This is a genomic window from Leucobacter denitrificans, assembly GCF_014396385.1.
In the GTDB taxonomy this organism is placed as follows: domain Bacteria; phylum Actinomycetota; class Actinomycetes; order Actinomycetales; family Microbacteriaceae; genus Leucobacter; species Leucobacter denitrificans.
On the sequence record NZ_CP060716.1, the window covers coordinates 1,597,200 to 1,614,001 of the forward strand.

The window sequence follows — 16,802 nt, forward strand, 5'->3', positions numbered from 1 at the left end:
AGCAATTACTCTACCGGTTCGGAGAGAAATTGCGAAATCGAAAGCGACGAATCGCCGTTAGTTGCTCGTAAATCCGAGCTGGAATCCGCCAAGCACGCGAACCAGCAGGTTGTAGATCAATGACCCGATAGCGCCGAGCACCGTTCCCACAATCGTGTTGAGAATGCCAACCACCACTGAGAAGAAAGCCACCTGCGGGAAGCCGATGAAGTTCATCAAGCTTTGTTCTTCACCAACAATGTCCATGAAGAGCGCGTCGATTCGCCCGAATACACCGGTTGTCTGAAGTACGACGTATACGAGTATTGCCGCGACGATTCCCACAATAGCGAGACAGATCGAAACCAGGAATGAGAACTTCACTGCCGACCAGAAGTCCACATAGACGAGCTTGAGGCGTACCTGCTTAGCTGGCGCTTTCTTGCGCGTCTTCTTTGCGAGCCTATCTGCGACTGTGTTACTCATTCACGTGTTCCTTGTCTTCGGAATTCTCCGAATTGGACTCCGCAGAGTCCCCCTCGTCAAGACCGCGTTCGGTGTTTCGGGCGATCCCAATAATACGATCCCCCTCTGGGAACCTGGCGAACACCACTCCCATAGTGTTTCGACCCTTTGCCGGCACTTCTGCGACATCGGACCGAACAACCTTACCGCTTGCAAGCACACAGAGCACCTCATCGGCCTCATCAACGATGAAACCACCGGTGAGATTGCCTCTGTCCTCATCGAGCTTCGCGACCTTAATTCCATAGCCACCACGCTGCTGAACGCGGTACTCGTCTACTGCGGTTCGCTTGGCATAGCCGCCCTCGGTGACGACAAAAACAAAGCCCTCGCCGTCGGTGAGTCGCGATGCGGCGAGCAGTGAATCGCCCTCACGGAAGTTCATACCGCGAACACCGCTAGTGGATCGACCCATCGGCCTCAATGCCTGATCAGAGGCAGTAAAGCGAATTGACATGCCGTGCTTGGAAATGAGCAGAATGTCATCATCCGCCTCAGCAACAAGCGCCTGAACGAGCTCGTCGCCTTCGCGCAATTTGATTGCGATGATGCCGCCGGTACGGTTTGTGTCGTACTCGGTAAGCGGAGTCTTCTTCACGAGCCCGTCACGCGTCGCAAGCAGCAAATAGCTTGCCGCTTCGTAATTACGAAGATCGAGCACCTGTGTTACCTGCTCGTCGGGAGCGAGCGCGAGCAGGTTGGCGAGGTGCTGACCCTTTGCGTCGCGACCGCCCTCAGCGACCTCATACGCCTTAGCTCGATACACACGGCCAGTATTCGTAAAGAACAGGAGCCAGTGATGAGTGGTAGTTACAAAGAAGTGCTCAATGATGTCATCCGCGCGCAGCTGAGCACCACGGACTCCCTTTCCACCACGGTGTTGCGAGCGGTAGTTATCGATGCGAGTGCGCTTGATGTAGCCACCACGCGTTACCGTGACCACCATTTCCTCTTCAGGAATGAGGTCTTCCATCGACATATCGCCGTCATAACCGTGCAAGATTGTCGTACGGCGGTCATCTCCGTAACGAGATACAAGCTCGGTGAGCTCCTCGATGATGATGGTTCGCTGCTGCGATGGAGATGCGAGAATGCCCTCGTACTCCTTAATTTGCGCCTCAAGCTTCGCTGCGAGATCAAGAATCTTCTGTCGCTCCAGAGCGGCAAGACGGCGCAGCTGCATCGCGAGAATGGCGTCTGCCTGAATCTGATCCACTTCGAGAAGCTGCATCAGGCCCTCGCGCGCATCATCAACGGTCGATGAACGACGGATCAGGGCGATCACTTCATCGAGAGCATCGAGTGCCTTCAGGTAGCCACGCTGAATGTGCGCCTCGGCTTCGGCTTTTCTGAGGCGGAACTTGGTGCGGCGAACAATTACCTCAACCTGGTGCTTCACCCAGTTCGTGATGAAACCATCAATCGAGAGTGTGCGAGGCACTCCATCGACGATCGCGAGCATGTTCGCACCGAAGTTCTCTTGCAGTTGCGTGTGCTTGTACAGGTTGTTCAGCACAACCTTCGCAATCGCATCGCGCTTGAGCACAATCACAAGACGCTGGCCGGTACGCCCACTCGTCTCGTCCCGAATGTCGGCGATGCCCTGAATCTTGCCGTCCTTCACAAGGTCGGCGATCTTCACGGCGAGATTGTCGGGGTTGACCTGATACGGCAGCTCGGTGATAACCAAGCAGGTACGACCCTGGATCTCCTCGATATTTACGACAGCACGCATCGTGATCGATCCACGCCCCGTGCGATAGGCGTCGCGGATCCCCTTTGTTCCGAGGATCTGCGCCCCTGTTGGGAAGTCGGGCCCCGAAATACGCTCAATAAGTGCGTCAATCAATTCTTCGCGCGTTGCTTCAGGGTGTTCAAGATGCCACTTAGCGCCCTCTGCTACCTCGCGAAGGTTGTGTGGCGGAATGTTAGTCGCCATACCAACAGCGATACCAACTGATCCATTGACAAGCAGGTTAGGAAAGCGAGCGGTAAGAACCGTGGGCTCTTGCGTGCGGCCGTCGTAGTTGTCTTGGAAATCTACCGTTTCCTCATCAATGTCGCGCACCATCTCCATGGCGAGAGGCGACATTTTCGTCTCAGTGTAACGGTGCGCTGCAGCGCCGTCATTACCGGGGGAACCGAAGTTACCCTGCCCGAGAGCGAGCGGATAACGCATAGCCCAGGGCTGAACGAGGCGTACAAGGGAGTCGTAGACTGCGCTATCGCCGTGCGGGTGGAACTGTCCCATGACATCACCAATGACACGGGTGCACTTCGAGAATGCTTTGTCCGGACGGTATCCGCCGTCGTACATCGTGTAAATCACACGGCGGTGCACAGGCTTCAAGCCATCACGCACGTCTGGCAATGCTCGGCCGACAATCACGCTCATCGCATAATCGAGATACGAGCGCTGCATCTCGAGCTGCAGATCGACCTGATCGATCTTGCCGTGATTCGCTTCGAGCGCTGCTTGCTGCTCGTCGTACTCCGCGATCGTCTCTGGAGTTTCGTTTTCAGATGTCAAGGAAACGCACGTCCTTCGCATTTTGCTGGATGAAGGTTCGGCGAGCTTCTACGTCTTCGCCCATAAGTGTCGAGAAGATCTCGTCTGCTGCTGCGGCATCGTCCATGGTGATTTGACGAAGTGTACGAGTTTCTGGGCTCATTGTTGTCTCCCAGAGCTCTTCGTAGTTCATCTCACCGAGACCTTTGTAACGCTGAACTCCGCTCTCCTTCTGCAGCCGCTTACCGTTATCAGCTCCCTGTTTCAAAAGGGCGTCACGTTCAGCATCGGTATACGCATATTCATGCTCCGAGTTTGTCCATTTGATTCGATAAAGTGGCGGTTGTGCGAGATACACATAGCCAAGATCAATGAGCGGACGCATATAGCGGAAGAGCAGCGTGAGTAGCAACGTCGTAATGTGCTGCCCATCGACATCCGCATCGGCCATGAGCACGATCTTGTGATATCGAGCCTTTTCGGGATTGAAGTCCTCGCCAATTCCGGCACCGAATGCGGTGATCATCGCCTGAACCTCGGCGTTATTCAGTGCGCGATCGAGTCGAGCCTTCTCAACATTCAGGATTTTGCCCCTGAGCGGGAGAATTGCCTGCGTTTCGGGGTTACGCCCCTGCACCGCGGAGCCGCCTGCGGAGTCACCCTCAACGATAAAGATTTCAGAAACCGACGGATCCTTCGATGAGCAGTCCTTGAGCTTGCCGGGCATTCCGCCAGACTCAAGCAATCCCTTTCGCCGTGCGGTCTCACGCGCTTTTCGTGCGGCGAGACGGGCTGTCGCTGCCTGAATCGACTTTCGAATGATGTCTTTCGCCGGCCCTGGGTTGCGTTCGAACCAGTCACCCAAGTGATCTCCGACAACCTTCTGTACAAAGGCCTTTGCTTCGGTGTTTCCAAGCTTGGTTTTGGTCTGACCCTCAAACTGAGGCTCACCAAGCTTCACAGAAACTACTGCCGTGAGGCCCTCTCGAACATCGTCACCCGAAAGATTCTCATCTTTATCGCGCAAAATGTTCTTTTCTCGTGCGTAACGATTCACCAGTGTGGTGAGCGCTGCACGGAATCCTTCTTCGTGGGTACCACCCTCATGGGTATTAATCGTGTTTGCGTAAGTATGCACACTCTCGGAGTATGAGGTTGTCCATTGCATCGCGATTTCCGCAGAAATCTTGCGTTCTGTATCTTCTGATTCGAACGAAATAATCTCTTCGTTGACGAGTTCAGCTCGTTTTGCAGAGTTTAGGTAGTGAACGTAGTCCTCAATACCCTTCTCATACATGAACTCATCGGTGAGTGGCGCTGGAGTGACGAGTTCTCCCTCGTCGTTCTCCACAGGTTCCTGTGGTCGTTCGTCTCGCAGCGTGAGGCGAAGGCCCTTATTGAGAAAGGCCATCTGCTGGAATCGAGTGCGCAACGTCGCGTAATCAAAATCAACTGTCTCGAAAATCTCTGAACTTGGCCAGAAACGAATCGTCGTTCCCGTCTCATCCGTTGGCTCCCCCTGGGCGAGCGGTGCATCTGGCACAGAATCAGTGAACGACATGTTCCACGTGAAACCTTGCCGACGAACTTCGACCTCAAATCGGCTAGAAAGTGCGTTTACAACGGACGAGCCAACGCCGTGCAAACCACCTGAAACGGCATAACCGCCGCCGCCGAACTTTCCACCCGCGTGAAGAACAGTGAGCACCACCTCAACAGTCGAACGGCCCTCGGTTGGGTGCTGATCCACCGGGATTCCACGGCCGTTATCAACAACCTTGATGCCACCATCTTCGAGAATGGTGATGTTGATCGTGTCACAGTACCCAGCGAGGGCTTCATCTACCGAGTTATCTACGATCTCGTATACGAGGTGGTGAAGACCGCGAGGTCCGGTTGAGCCGATATACATTCCCGGTCGTTTGCGAACTGCCTCAAGTCCCTCAAGAACTTGAATCGCCCCGGCGCCGTATTCTTCTGCTGCAGCCTGATCTGAATTCATATTGTGACGCACACTCTTCCCGTTTACCACAGGGGGTTTTGGAGCCCTGGGCACACTTCTACCCAACTCTATCAAAAATAGGCCTGTTAACGGGCGATTGCGTGCCTCTGAATGGTGTTTTTTCGGGTGGATCGATCCCTACACAGATACGAGCAAAAAGCAGCGCTCAGCGCCTATCCATAGGTATCTCTTGGTCCTCGACCGGGAACGACTCGCGGTCCGTGTCGCCAACTTGGCGCACCTGGAGCAAGGAACCTCATGTCACGAATTTCAGCGTCTGGATACTCAGAAAGGAGTCTCGTGAGCATCTCTCCTCTAAGGCGTCGAAGTTCGGTCGCCCAAGTTGTCGAATCGCACTGAACCTCAAGTACTCCACGCGCGATTCCGAGCACTCGTGTGTGATCTGAGGTCGGAGGCCCAACGAATGCCCCCCATTCATCGATGATTCTGGCTTGATCTAATTCCACAGACCAGCCCATGTCACGAACCACTGTATTGAGAACAGCCCCCAAGGCATTCGGCTCTCGACCTTTCCCAAATGGTGTCGATTTGCCGTTTTCATCGCCACTTGCTCTTCGCAGACGGCGTTGCACCTTTCCGCGCCACACACTTTTGGCCCGCAAATATGCCGCGGCGACGAAACTCTCCATGGAGGAGGACATTAGCTTGCGCCTCCCCCGGACAGAACTCCTGCGTGAACCTCGATGCGATGCCAGGCTTGCCCCACTGGCACGTCTTCTTCGACCGCTGCTGTAACAATAACTTGCTCGAAGTCTCCAACAAGAGTCATTAGTCGCTCGCGTCTACCAAGATCGAGCTCTGCAAAGACATCATCAAGGATGATTACCGGATCACCAGCTGATGACTCTGCTCTCAGGATATTGGCGAGTGCGATTTTTAAAGACAATGCAAACGACCAAGACTCACCGTGACTTGCGAAACCTTTTACCGGGAGATTATTCAGTGAAAAATATAGATCATCTCGGTGCGGTCCAACCAGTGTTACGCCGCGATCTAGCTCACGTGAGCGAACCAACGCCAATGCTTCTCGAAACTGACCGGTGAGCGTTTCACGTGAAACATCCTCTATCTCCTCAATAGCCAACGTTTCACGTGAAACAACAGAGAGAGTTTCAAGTACTGACTCTCTCAAACCAACTTTGGGTGAGTGGTCATTGCCCACAAGGAGCTGGTAGGCATCGCTCAGTGGTTGGATCACATCACGGACAAACTCTCTGCGTGCAAGCATGATACTCACGCCGTGTTCGACGAGCTGGTCGTCCCACACATCCAGCGTCGCCAGCTGGCCGGGGCTGCTACGCGATACACCGCGGGCAGACTTTAAGAGTGATGTACGCTGACGAACCACACGTTCGTAGTCGGCGAGCACCCCTGCGGCTACCGGAAGTCGAGTTATCAGTGCATCGTCAAGGAACCTGCGGCGGACCGAGGGCTCCCCTCGCACAATCGCCAAGTCTTCGGGAGCAAATGTAACTGAAGCGAACCATCTCGTGAGCTCGCGCGCGCGCACAACATTTCCGCCTATCTGCGCACGATTTGCTCCGGTTCTGTTGAGTTGCGCTTCGAGCACAACTACTCGCTCCCCTGAGGCAACGCTCATACGCAATATTGCTGAGGGCATTCCCGCGCGAATCATCGCAGAATCTTGAGACACGCGATGTGATCTCAATGTTGAGAAATAGGCGATCGCCTCGACCAGATTGGTTTTGCCCTGCCCATTTCGTCCTACGAGCAAATTCGGTCCCGCTTGTAGCGGCAACTCAGCTGTCTTATAGTTGCGAAAGTCGCCAAGCGATAAATGAGCGACCCTCATACGACTATCTCAACAATAGGTTTGGCTGAAGTAGATACCTGAAGCTAGCCTCGTCGGCTTCTTCCTTGCTCCTCTGGCTGGTGATTAGCACAGGGCCTGGCTTACCTGGATTCTCGGTTCGGGTGAAGGCGATCCGCGTAAATTCAGCTCGCGTTGAGCGGAGGCCGTCTAGCAAGAACTGCGGCTTCAATGACACAACGATCTCATCGCCAACGAGATGAACATCTACGTTTTCCACGGCCTGAGCCGACTCGGTTCCGGCTGCCTCGAGCATCACCGTGCCTTCCGAGAACGAAAATCGCAAAGCCGCTTCACGCTCGAGCACCAGACCGACACGACCAACTGCCTCAACGAGATCACCCGTGTTCACCACGGCGTAATTTTCAATTGCCTCGGGGAAAAGCCTGCCCACTGGCGGGTAATTTCCCTTGATAAGCAACGATGTCACCGTCTTGTTGCCGCCGGTGAATGCGATAAGCTCACGTTCCCCATCTTTCACAATCGTGATTCGAACTTCCCCGTCACCCGAGAAGGTCTTACCGACTTCGGTAACAATCTTCGACGGAACAAGTGCCGTGAGATGCTCACCAGCTCCGCGATCTTCCCAGTCAAGGCTGCGGGTAGCGACACGATAGCGGTCAGTTGCTGTCAGAGTAAGCACCCGCTCTGAAACCTCGAACTGAACACCGGTAATCACAGGCGTTACGTCATCTCGAGAAGCTGCGAGTGAGACCTGCGCAACAGCGTCCGCAAAGTCTTCTGCGGGAACCGCGCCAGAGGTTGAATCAACCTGCGGAACCTGTGGGTACTCCTCCACCGGCATAGCCGGAAGTGTAAACGTTGCGCTTCCGCAGCGAACCTCGACTCGATTATCGATGAGGGCCACCTGAACATCGGCGTGTGGAAGCCTCTGCGCAATCTCACCCAGCAGACGCCCTGAAACAAGAGCGCGACCCGCATCTGTCACTGCGGCAGAAATCCCAGTTTGGGCAGAGACCTCGTAGTCGAATGACGAAATTGTTAGTTCATCTCCATCAGCGTGTAACAACACACCACTCAACAGTGGTTGAGTGGGTCGCTGAGGAAGAAGTTTCACCGCGAACGACACAGCGTCGCTGAACACGTCTCGATTGACAGTGAATCGCATCAATACTCCATTCGACTGTGCACCTGGCACTAGCCCCACAATCTTTGCACAACTTGATGTCTCACGTCACCCGGCCGTTCGGAAACGGAGTGTGATCGAGTTACATGAATTCAATAAGAAATCTGTAATAGTAATAAGGGCTGTGGAAACTGTGGATAACTCAGAAGTGGCTAGACATCTGTAGGAAACTACATCGTTGTGAGTTGTTTGCACGTCGTGGATAGCGCGATATCCGCATGAATACGCGAATCCAGCTGAAAACCCACAATCCACAGGTAGACGCAAACGATCCACAAATAATTGAAGTTATCCCCAGTTATCCACAAGGAGTTGTGAGCTGTGGAAGATTAGCGGGCCTTTTGACGCACGCGAGTCGTGAGTTCTGTGACCTGGTTATATACCGACCGACGTTCAGCAATAAGCTTTGTGATCTTCCGATGGGCATACATGACTGTCGTGTGATCTCGGCCACCAAACAAATCACCGATCTTTGGAAGCGAGAGCGCGGTGAGATCTCGACACAGGTACATCGCGATCTGGCGTGCAAGAGCAATTTGCTGTGATCGTGAAGGACCATAGAGATCATCGACCGACAGATCGAAGTATTCGGCAGCGCAGCTAATGATGTCTGTCGGCTGCACCTCGTTGTCGGCATCAATCGAAATAAGGTCTTTCAGTACACTCTGGACCAGTGCCATATCGATGCGTTGTCGAGTGAGGTTTGCGTACGCTGTGACACGGATGAGTGTCCCCTCGAGCTCGCGAATATTCGACGAGAACTTTGATGCAATGAACTCCAGGATGGAGTCATCGACTTCGAGACGCTCACGTTGGGCCTTCTTTCGAAGAATCGCGATACGAGTTTCGAGGTCAGGCGCCTGAATGTCGGTAAGCAGTCCCCACTCGAATCGCGAGGTAATACGTTCTTCGAAACCGCGCAATTGCTTTGGCTGCACGTCACTCGTAATGACTACCTGTTTGTTGTGCCCATGAAGTGTGTTGAAGGTGTGGAAAAAGGCCTCTTGGGTTTCGGCCTTTCCTTCAAGGAACTGGATATCGTCGACAAGCAGGACATCGACGCTGCGGTAACGCTCCTGGAACTGCGCTCCCTGATTGTTTGCGATTGAGTTGATGAAATCGTTCGTGAAGTCCTCAGAACTCACGTAACGTACCCGAACCTCCGGAAAAAGTTCGCGAACGTAGTGTCCGATTGCGTGAAGCAGGTGAGTTTTACCAAGGCCAGAATCACCGTAGATGAATAGAGGATTATAGGCCTGAGCAGGGGATTCTGCGACGGCTAATGCAGCAGCGTGTGCAAGACGGTTGGATTGACCGATAACAAACGAGTCGAAATCGTACTTTTCATTGAGGTGCGGCTTCTCCGCGGGTTCGCTCGCAGCATGGCGGCTCCGAGGTTCCTGTACCGGGCGATCCAATCTCGTCGCCGAGGGAACAGTAGGTTCGGGCGCATCTGTAAAGGCCGACTCGCTGCGTACAGGCTCAGGGGCAGGTACTGCATCCTCATCAACAATGACGACGAAGTTGTTAATGCTCTCAACGGAGGGGACACCGGCAAGCGCTGACATGATGGGCGGACGCAGTCTGCCATCAAGAAGCTTCAGGGTAAAGTCCGACTGAACCGCAAGATACAGAGTTCCGGCCGCGACCCCACGCGGAGTCGCTAACGTCAACTGGGCCCCATACACGGGGCCAACGGATGCATCAGCGTTCACATGACGCTTGATCTCTTCCCAGAGTTCGTAGAGTTCTTCGTCAGACATGCGCTTCTTCTTGGTAAGGTTCAAACCCATCCCGAAATTGGGTTATCCACAGATGAGTGTACCCAAGAATCGCACAAACATGCCTCTTTTGACCAATTATCCACAGGATCAGACATTTGTGTACTCGTGTGGAAGAAACATAGAATGCCCCTGGCTTTGACGCGAAACCAATAACCGCGTAAACTAAGTACCTTGTATGGGCGGCAGCTCCTTTCTTGCTTGCCCAAAACCGACTTTCTCGTGACCTGGAGTTACGGGGATCTTTTCCAAAAGTCACGGAGTTTTACTATGAGCAAGCGCACATTTCAGCCAAACAACCGCCGTCGCGCAAAGGTACACGGCTTTCGCGCACGCATGCGCACCCGCGCTGGTCGTGCAATCGTTGCCGCCCGTCGCGGCAAGGGCCGTGCCAAGCTCACTGCTTAGTCAGTAGCGATCGAGTCCTCATGCCGGCACGGCATCATCGGGTGACTCGCGGCGATGACTATCGTCGGATCGTGCGAAATGGGAGCCGCGTAGGTGGTGCATATTGCATTACCTACGTGGTTCCTCATTCGTTAAAGGGGGATGAAACGACCCCGGTGAGATTCGGTTACATCATTTCGAAGGCCGTAGGCAACGCTGTAACCCGAAATCTCGTGCGTCGACGCATGAAGTCGATCACAGATGAGCTCATCGCTGAGGGTGAGTGTTGCCGTGATGTTGTATTTCGTGCACTCCCCGCTGCGGCAACATGTTCGTACACCGAGTTGCAGCGAGAAATACGTCGTTCATACGCAAAGTTGCGAGTTCGAACATGACAATATTGATGCTCGAACTCTGGTTACTCCCCAGAAATGTCGCCATTCTTGTGATGAAGCTGTATCGGCGCCTGATTTCTCCACTGTATGGAGACGTCTGCAGGTATTATCCATCCTGTTCCCGGTACTCTATGGAGGCATATCAAAGGCGCGGACTCGTGATGGGGTTGGCGCTTACGGTATGGAGACTTTTGCGGTGTAACCCCTTCACAAGAGGCGGTATCGATGATGTACCGCAGTCCCGAGCCCCACAATTTGACATAAGTTCCCGCGGTTTTGTCCGCCCGCGCACCCGAAAGGCCTGATCCAGTGCAGTTTATCGAGACCCTACTTTGGCCACTGCGATGGCTGGTCGAGGTCGTTCTCGTCCTCTGGCACCAGTTGCTTACCTACTTCGGTATGAGCCCTGACAGCGGTGCCACTTGGGTGCTCGCAATTATCGGTCTCGTCATTGTGGTGAGGTCTGCGCTCATTCCTGTCACCGTGCGGCAGATTAAGTCACAGCGCCGAATGATGGATATTCAGCCTGAAATGAAGAAAATTCAGGCGAAGTACAAGGGCAAGAGCGACCAGTTCTCTCGCGAAGCAATGAGCCGCGAGACGATGGCCCTGTATAAGAAGCACGGAACAAACCCGTTCGCTTCGTGCTTGCCCATCCTTATCCAGATGCCCGTGTTCTTCTCGCTCTTCTACGTGCTGCGTCACGCTTCGGAGAACAAGCCGGGAATCGGCCTAATGGATGAGGAGCTCACGCACAACTTCAACCAAGCGGAGATCTTTGGTGCTCCGCTCAAGATGACGTTCACCCAGGGTTGGGAGAGCAACAACTGGGTCGTTGTCGGCATGCTTGGCGTCATCGTCATTCTCATGATTGCTTCCCAGTTCTTTACTCAGCTGCAGATCATGTCGAAGAACGTATCGGACGAAACGAAGAATTCGCCGATGTACAAGCAGCAGAAGATCTTCCTCTACGTCATTCCATTTGCATTCCTGTTCTCGGGTGTCACTTTCCCGCTCGCCCTGAACATCTACTGGTTCACTTCGAACATTTGGACAATGGTGCAGCAGGGAATCGTTATCAACACCATGCCAACTCCCGGGTCTGACGCATACCGTGCCCGCCAGGCGCGGCTTAAGGCAAAGGGTAAACTGACAGACGACGATAAGAAGGAAGACAGCGCCGAGGCTGTTCAACCTCCACAGGGTCAACGTCAACAGCCAGTAAGCGCAAAGCGCGCCAAGAAGAAGAACAAGTGAGGAATCAGTGAGCACTGAGCAACGGTCGAGCACTGAGCGTCAATATTCAGACGCAGAGGAATTGAGCCTCGAGGCACTTGAAGCAGATGGTGACCTTGCCGCTGACTATATTGAGGCTCTTCTCGATATCGCAGATATGGATGGCGACCTCGATATCACGGTAGATAACGGGCGCGTCTATGTTTCAGTGACTGGCGGTGGCCAAAGCATCGACCGCCTTTCGACGCCCGAAGCCGTGCAAGCGCTTCAAGATCTCACTCGACTCGCAGTTCAGGCGAAAACGGGTCGTTTCTCACGTCTCATCGTTGACGTCGGTGGATCGCGTTCGGCACGAGCTCAGCAACTCACTGGAATGGTCGATGCCGCGATCGCGCAAATTGTTGCGGGCCGTATGGAGGTACGACTCGAGCCAATGTCTTCATACGAGCGCAAGCTCGTGCACGACGAGGTTGCAGCACGCGGATACTTCTCGGAATCACAGGGTGAGGGCAAGAGCCGTCGCCTGGTCATTCGAGCGTCGTAACGAAGTTTCACGTGAAACACGAAGAGGAACTCAATCGAGAACCATTAGAGCAGGAGCCATCAGCTGCCGCTGCTCTTGCTGGCGATCGAATTGATGTGCTTCGTGCGTTTGCGAAGGATCTCGCGGAACGAGGCGAGGAGCTTGGGCTCATCGGGCCGCTTGAGCTCCCCCGTCTCTGGACCAGGCACCTGCTCAACAGTGCAGTGCTTGCTCCACTGCTTACATCTGGCGGAACCGTCGCAGACATAGGTACTGGCGGTGGCATGCCGGGTCTTGTCCTTGGAATAGTTCGACCCGATGTTAGTTTCAAGCTGATTGAGCCAATGGAGCGTCGCTGCGTCTGGCTAAACGAGCAAGTCGAGCGCCTCGAACTCACAAATACGACGGTGATGAGGGGTCGAGCCGAAGAATTTCACGGCACATTTGAAGTGGATCAGGTCACCGCTCGGGCTGTGACCGCTCTCCGAAAGCTTGTACCGCTCACTGCCCCACTGCTTCGTGATGGCGGAGAGATGCTCTTTCTCAAGGGCGCTGCTGTCGGGCAAGAAATCGAAGCCGCACAGAAGGTGCTGAAAAAGCATCGAGTGAAAGACGTGCGAGTGGACGAGCTCGGTGCTGAAATTCTCAGCGAGTCAACTCGTGTATTTCGGGCTAGAGTGGGTACTCATGGCTGAGAAATCACTCGTCGGCGACCTCATCGCAGACAAGTTCAAGCGGCGACGACGCCTCGCGAACACTGTGTCTCCGCTACCAAGCGAGACTCGCATCATCACCGTTTCCAACCAAAAAGGTGGGGTTGGTAAGACGACAACCACGGTGAACCTCTCTGCTGCACTCGCACGCCGCGGTGCAAACGTGCTGGTGATTGACCTTGATCCACAAGGAAATGCGTCGACCGCGCTCGGGGTGAACCACAGGCCAGAAGTCACAAGTGTGTACGACGTTTTGCTTGGCGATGCTGAGTTGAGCGACGCGCTGCAGATTTCGAGTGATCATGAGAATTTGGCGTGTATTCCGTCAACGATCCACCTTGCAGGCGCTGAGATCGAGCTCGTTTCTCTCGTTGCGAGGGAACAGCGATTGCGAACGGCTGTCGATACTTTTCTAAAGGAATCGGATCGCAAGTATCACTACGTCTTCATTGATTGCCCACCGTCACTTGGTTTGCTCACCGTGAATGCGTTTGTTGCAGCGCAAGAAGTGCTCATTCCCATTCAATGCGAGTACTACGCTCTCGAGGGTCTGAGCCAACTACTCGGCAACATTCAACTCATTCAGAAACATCTGAACCCGACGCTCAGGGTATCCACCATTCTGCTCACGATGTTCGATGCTCGAACTAATCTTGCGCACGAGGTTGCGCGCGAGGTGCGAGACCACTTCCCCGGCGAGGTGCTGCGTGCAGTGATACCGCGTTCGGTGCGCATCTCAGAAGCGCCGAGCTACGGTCAGACGGTGCACGAATACGACGGTGGATCGATTGGCGCCATCGCTTATCTCGAAGCGGCGGCAGAGATTGCTGAGCGCTGGGCAAAGTTAGAGAGTTTGGAATCGGCCGAGGCCCATTCTGGTGATGCTGTTATTCAAAGTGAGGGAGCATAGGGATGGCGACCAAGAAGCGCGGTGGTTTGGGACGTGGGATTGGTGCACTCATTCCACAGTCGGGCACTGGAGGCGAGCGTCCGGTTGACGTGTTCTTTCCGTCGGAGGCAACTGAGGTTTCGCCGCTTGCTCCTGCAGCGGCCGTCGCCGCAAGTGCAGAGCGTGCGGTGGTTGCCGAGGTTGAGACTGAGGCTGAGTCGACTGAGTCAGAACTCGTAGAGGTGCCAGGGGCCGAACTCAGGAGCCTGAACGTCGCAGATATTGTGCCCAATCAGGCACAGCCGCGTACTGAGTTTGATGAGGAAGCTCTCGAAGAGTTGACACACTCGATTCGCGAGTTCGGTGTGTTTCAGCCCATCGTTGTGCGTGAGATTTCTCCTGCTCCGAAGGCGGGTGCCCCGGCGTTTGAGCTCATCATGGGTGAGCGGCGCCTGCGCGCGTCAAAGCGGGCGGGTCTCGAGACTATTCCAGCGATCGTGCGTTCGACTTCAGATGAGAACATGCTTCGCGACGCGCTGCTCGAGAATCTGCATCGGGCACAGCTCAATCCCCTTGAAGAAGCCTCGGCGTATCAGCAACTGCTCACTGACTTCGGCATCACGCAGGAGCAGCTGGCAACACGCATTGGACGCTCACGGCCGCAGGTTTCCAATACGATTCGTTTGCTCAAGCTCCCTGAGACGGTTCAGGCGCGCGTAGCCGCTGGAGTGCTCTCTGCTGGTCATGCGCGCGCGATCCTCTCACTCGACGGCGATGTGTCTGCGATGCAGTCGCTCGCTGACAAGATCGTGAACGAAGGTCTGTCGGTGCGAGCAGCTGAGGCGGTCGCGGGTGAGGCGCCGAAGCGTAAGGTTCCGCAGGCGCGTGCAGGCGGAGTGCAGTCGCAACTTGACGAGATTGCTGAGCGCTTGGGTGACCGATTCGATACCCGGGTCTCTGTGAAGCTCGGTGCGAAGAAGGGCCAGGTCGTCATCGACTTCGCCACCATCGCTGATCTCAAGCGTATACTCGACGAGCTCGGAGACCCTGGCTTCAACTGAGTCGCGGCAGCAAGTTTCTCACGTAGAACTCCCGGGTCAGGGCGGGAAACCAGGCAGACGGACTAGTCTAGAGCGGTGAATCTCAACGAAACTCGTGCCTGGAACCGCTTCTATGCCAAGGGAACTCCGGTAGATATCGAGCCGGTAACTGGCTCACTCATTGACTTGCTCGACGAACGTTGCGCACAGTGGGCAGACCGAGACGCTATCAGCTTCTTTGGTTCGACTCTGACCTATCGCGAACTCGGTAACCGCGTCGCGCGCGTCGCGAATGGCCTCAAGCAATTGGGTGTCGCGGCGGGGGATCGCGTGGCGCTCATCATGCCAAATGCCCCGCAGCACGTTATTGCGTTTTACGCGGCGCTCAGGTTGGGCGCGACGGTCGTTGAACATAACCCGCTGTACACGCGAGATGAACTCGAGGTGCAGTTCAGAGACCATGGCGCACAGGTCGTCATTGCGTGGGACAAGGTTGCACCGACTGTACAGGCGCTTCCGAAGGAACTTGGGATCCACACCGTTGTTGCGGTCGATGTGACTCGCGCCATGCCGTTCGCAACGCGGCTCGCACTTCGCCTGCCGATTCAGAAGGCGCGCGAGTCTCGTGCGAAGCTCACCGGGCCAACGACCGGAACTGTTTCGTTTGCGAGCCTGGAACGCACGGCTGCGCTTCCTAGTTCGCACCCCCGCCCGGCGGCTAGCGATATCGCGTGTTTGCAGTACACCTCCGGCACGACGGGAACACCGAAGGGTGCGATGATCTCGCACTCAAACCTCTGGTCGAATGCGCGTCAGGGTGCTGCGTGGATGCCCGATTTCACACGCGGTGAGGGGAGCATCTACGGTCTGCTCCCCATGTTCCACTCGTTCGGCTTGCTTCTGTCTGTGATCTATTCGGTCGAAACCGGTTCTCGAGCGGTGTTGTTTCCGACGTTCGATCCAGAACTCGTTTCGCAGGCCGCAAAGAAGTTCCCGCCAACCTTCGTTCCAGCGGTGCCACCCATGTTCGACAGGCTCGCACGCGTTGCGCGCGACGGTGCGCTCGATCTGAGCGGAGTCGTGTACGCGATCTCTGGCGCAATGACGCTGACGCCTGCGATTGTGAAGCGCTGGGAAGATCTTGCGGGAAGTATGCTCAATGAGGGATACGGGCTCACGGAAACGAGTCCCGTCGCGCTCGCGAACCCCTTCAATGAGTCGCGGCGCATCGGTGCGATTGGCATTCCATTCCCGTCGACGGATATTCGGGTTGTCGACCCCAACGAGCCCACTCGCGAGGTTGAGCTCGGCGAGTCAGGCGAACTGCTTATCAAGGGGCCGCAGGTCTTCCAGGGGTACTGGAATCGCCCTGAGGAGACTGCTGAGACACTGCTCGAAGGTGGGTGGCTGCGCACTGGTGACCTCGTGGTGCAAGACGACGATGGGTTTGTGACAGTTGTGGATCGCAAGAAGGAACTGATCATCACGGGCGGGTTCAACGTCTCCCCCAGTGAGGTTGAGACCGTCATCACTGAGGTACCAGGCGTGCTTGAGTGTGCGGTAGTCGGAGTGCCGCGCGGCGGCGGTGCAGAGGTTGTTACGGTCGCTGTGATCCTTGAAGAGGGTGCCGAGTTCGACGAGAACGCTGCGCGAGAGATCGCGCGTAAGCGTCTTGCGGAGTACAAGCGCCCATCGACATATGTTGTTTGGGAGGAACTGCCGAAGTCACTTATCGGCAAGGTACTTCGCCGCAAGGTGCGCGACGCACTCATTGCGGATCGCAAGGCGGTGCGGGCCCTTCCAGAGGATGAGGGTTAGCTCAAC

Annotated in this window: 16 protein-coding genes; 9 read left to right on the forward strand and 7 right to left on the reverse strand. The window is 55.2% G+C overall.

From position 1 onward, the window contains the following. Positions 1–57: 57 nt before the first annotated feature. The 7 genes from H9L06_RS07735 to dnaA all read right to left on the reverse strand — a co-directional run bounded on the left by H9L06_RS07735 (position 58) and on the right by dnaA (position 9,777). On the reverse strand, positions 58–465 hold the full coding sequence (locus H9L06_RS07735; protein WP_187554648.1) for a DUF3566 domain-containing protein: 408 nt from the start codon (positions 463–465) through the stop codon (positions 58–60). After that, positions 458–3,004, reverse strand: coding sequence for a DNA gyrase subunit A (gene gyrA, locus H9L06_RS07740; RefSeq protein ID WP_246454536.1), 2,547 nt, complete (start codon positions 3,002–3,004; stop codon positions 458–460). The genes H9L06_RS07735 and gyrA overlap by 8 nt, the downstream gene beginning before the upstream one ends. Positions 3,005–3,023: 19 nt before the next feature. After that, positions 3,024–5,015 carry a DNA topoisomerase (ATP-hydrolyzing) subunit B gene (gene gyrB / locus H9L06_RS07745; protein ID WP_187554650.1) on the reverse strand — a complete coding sequence of 664 codons (1,992 nt, stop codon included), beginning with the start codon at positions 5,013–5,015 and terminating at the stop codon, positions 3,024–3,026. A gap of 173 nt (positions 5,016–5,188) precedes the next feature. Further along, entirely contained in the window at positions 5,189–5,677 is a 489-nt protein-coding gene (locus H9L06_RS11965) for a DciA family protein (protein WP_187554651.1), read from the reverse strand. After that, positions 5,677–6,849, reverse strand: a complete 1,173-nt coding sequence (gene recF, locus H9L06_RS07755; RefSeq protein ID WP_187554652.1) for a DNA replication/repair protein RecF — start codon at positions 6,847–6,849, stop codon at positions 5,677–5,679. Before recF ends, H9L06_RS11965 begins: the two co-directional genes overlap by 1 nt. A 4-nt stretch (positions 6,850–6,853) precedes the next feature. After that, positions 6,854–7,996 (reverse strand): DNA polymerase III subunit beta, encoded by a 1,143-nt coding sequence (dnaN, locus tag H9L06_RS07760; RefSeq protein ID WP_187556428.1) that lies wholly within the window; start codon positions 7,994–7,996, stop codon positions 6,854–6,856. 347 nt (positions 7,997–8,343) lie between these two features. After that, positions 8,344–9,777: a chromosomal replication initiator protein DnaA gene (dnaA, locus tag H9L06_RS07765; RefSeq protein WP_187554653.1), complete on the reverse strand. Its 1,434-nt coding sequence runs from the start codon at positions 9,775–9,777 to the stop codon at positions 8,344–8,346. Between the two features lie 288 nt (positions 9,778–10,065). Here dnaA and rpmH point away from each other — a divergent pair, with 288 nt between their 5' ends. From rpmH to H9L06_RS07810, 9 genes are all read left to right on the forward strand, one after another. Next, on the forward strand, positions 10,066–10,203 hold the full coding sequence (rpmH, locus tag H9L06_RS07770) for a 50S ribosomal protein L34 (RefSeq protein ID WP_187554654.1): 138 nt from the start codon (positions 10,066–10,068) through the stop codon (positions 10,201–10,203). Between the two features lie 20 nt (positions 10,204–10,223). Continuing rightward, positions 10,224–10,577 (forward strand): ribonuclease P protein component, encoded by a 354-nt coding sequence (gene rnpA, locus H9L06_RS07775; RefSeq protein WP_187554655.1) that lies wholly within the window; start codon positions 10,224–10,226, stop codon positions 10,575–10,577. An 8-nt stretch (positions 10,578–10,585) separates the two neighbouring features. Next, complete coding sequence (gene yidD / locus H9L06_RS07780) at positions 10,586–10,882, forward strand: membrane protein insertion efficiency factor YidD (RefSeq protein WP_187556429.1); 297 nt, start codon at positions 10,586–10,588, stop codon at positions 10,880–10,882. 4 nt (positions 10,883–10,886) lie between these two features. Then, on the forward strand, positions 10,887–11,834 hold the full coding sequence (yidC, locus tag H9L06_RS07785; protein ID WP_187554656.1) for a membrane protein insertase YidC: 948 nt from the start codon (positions 10,887–10,889) through the stop codon (positions 11,832–11,834). 7 nt (positions 11,835–11,841) lie between these two features. Next, positions 11,842–12,357 (forward strand): Jag family protein, encoded by a 516-nt coding sequence (locus H9L06_RS07790; protein WP_246454318.1) that lies wholly within the window; start codon positions 11,842–11,844, stop codon positions 12,355–12,357. 11 nt (positions 12,358–12,368) lie between these two features. After that, positions 12,369–13,031, forward strand: a complete 663-nt coding sequence (gene rsmG / locus H9L06_RS07795; protein WP_187554657.1) for a 16S rRNA (guanine(527)-N(7))-methyltransferase RsmG — start codon at positions 12,369–12,371, stop codon at positions 13,029–13,031. Next, positions 13,024–13,959, forward strand: a complete 936-nt coding sequence (locus H9L06_RS07800; protein ID WP_187554658.1) for a ParA family protein — start codon at positions 13,024–13,026, stop codon at positions 13,957–13,959. Before rsmG ends, H9L06_RS07800 begins: the two co-directional genes overlap by 8 nt. Before the next feature lie 2 nt (positions 13,960–13,961). After that, a complete protein-coding gene (locus H9L06_RS07805; protein WP_187554659.1) occupies positions 13,962–14,999 on the forward strand; it encodes a ParB/RepB/Spo0J family partition protein in 1,038 nt (345 codons plus the stop codon). Positions 15,000–15,074: 75 nt separating this feature from the next. Next, positions 15,075–16,796, forward strand: coding sequence for a long-chain-fatty-acid--CoA ligase (locus H9L06_RS07810; protein WP_187554660.1), 1,722 nt, complete (start codon positions 15,075–15,077; stop codon positions 16,794–16,796). The last annotated feature ends 6 nt before the right edge of the window (positions 16,797–16,802 follow it).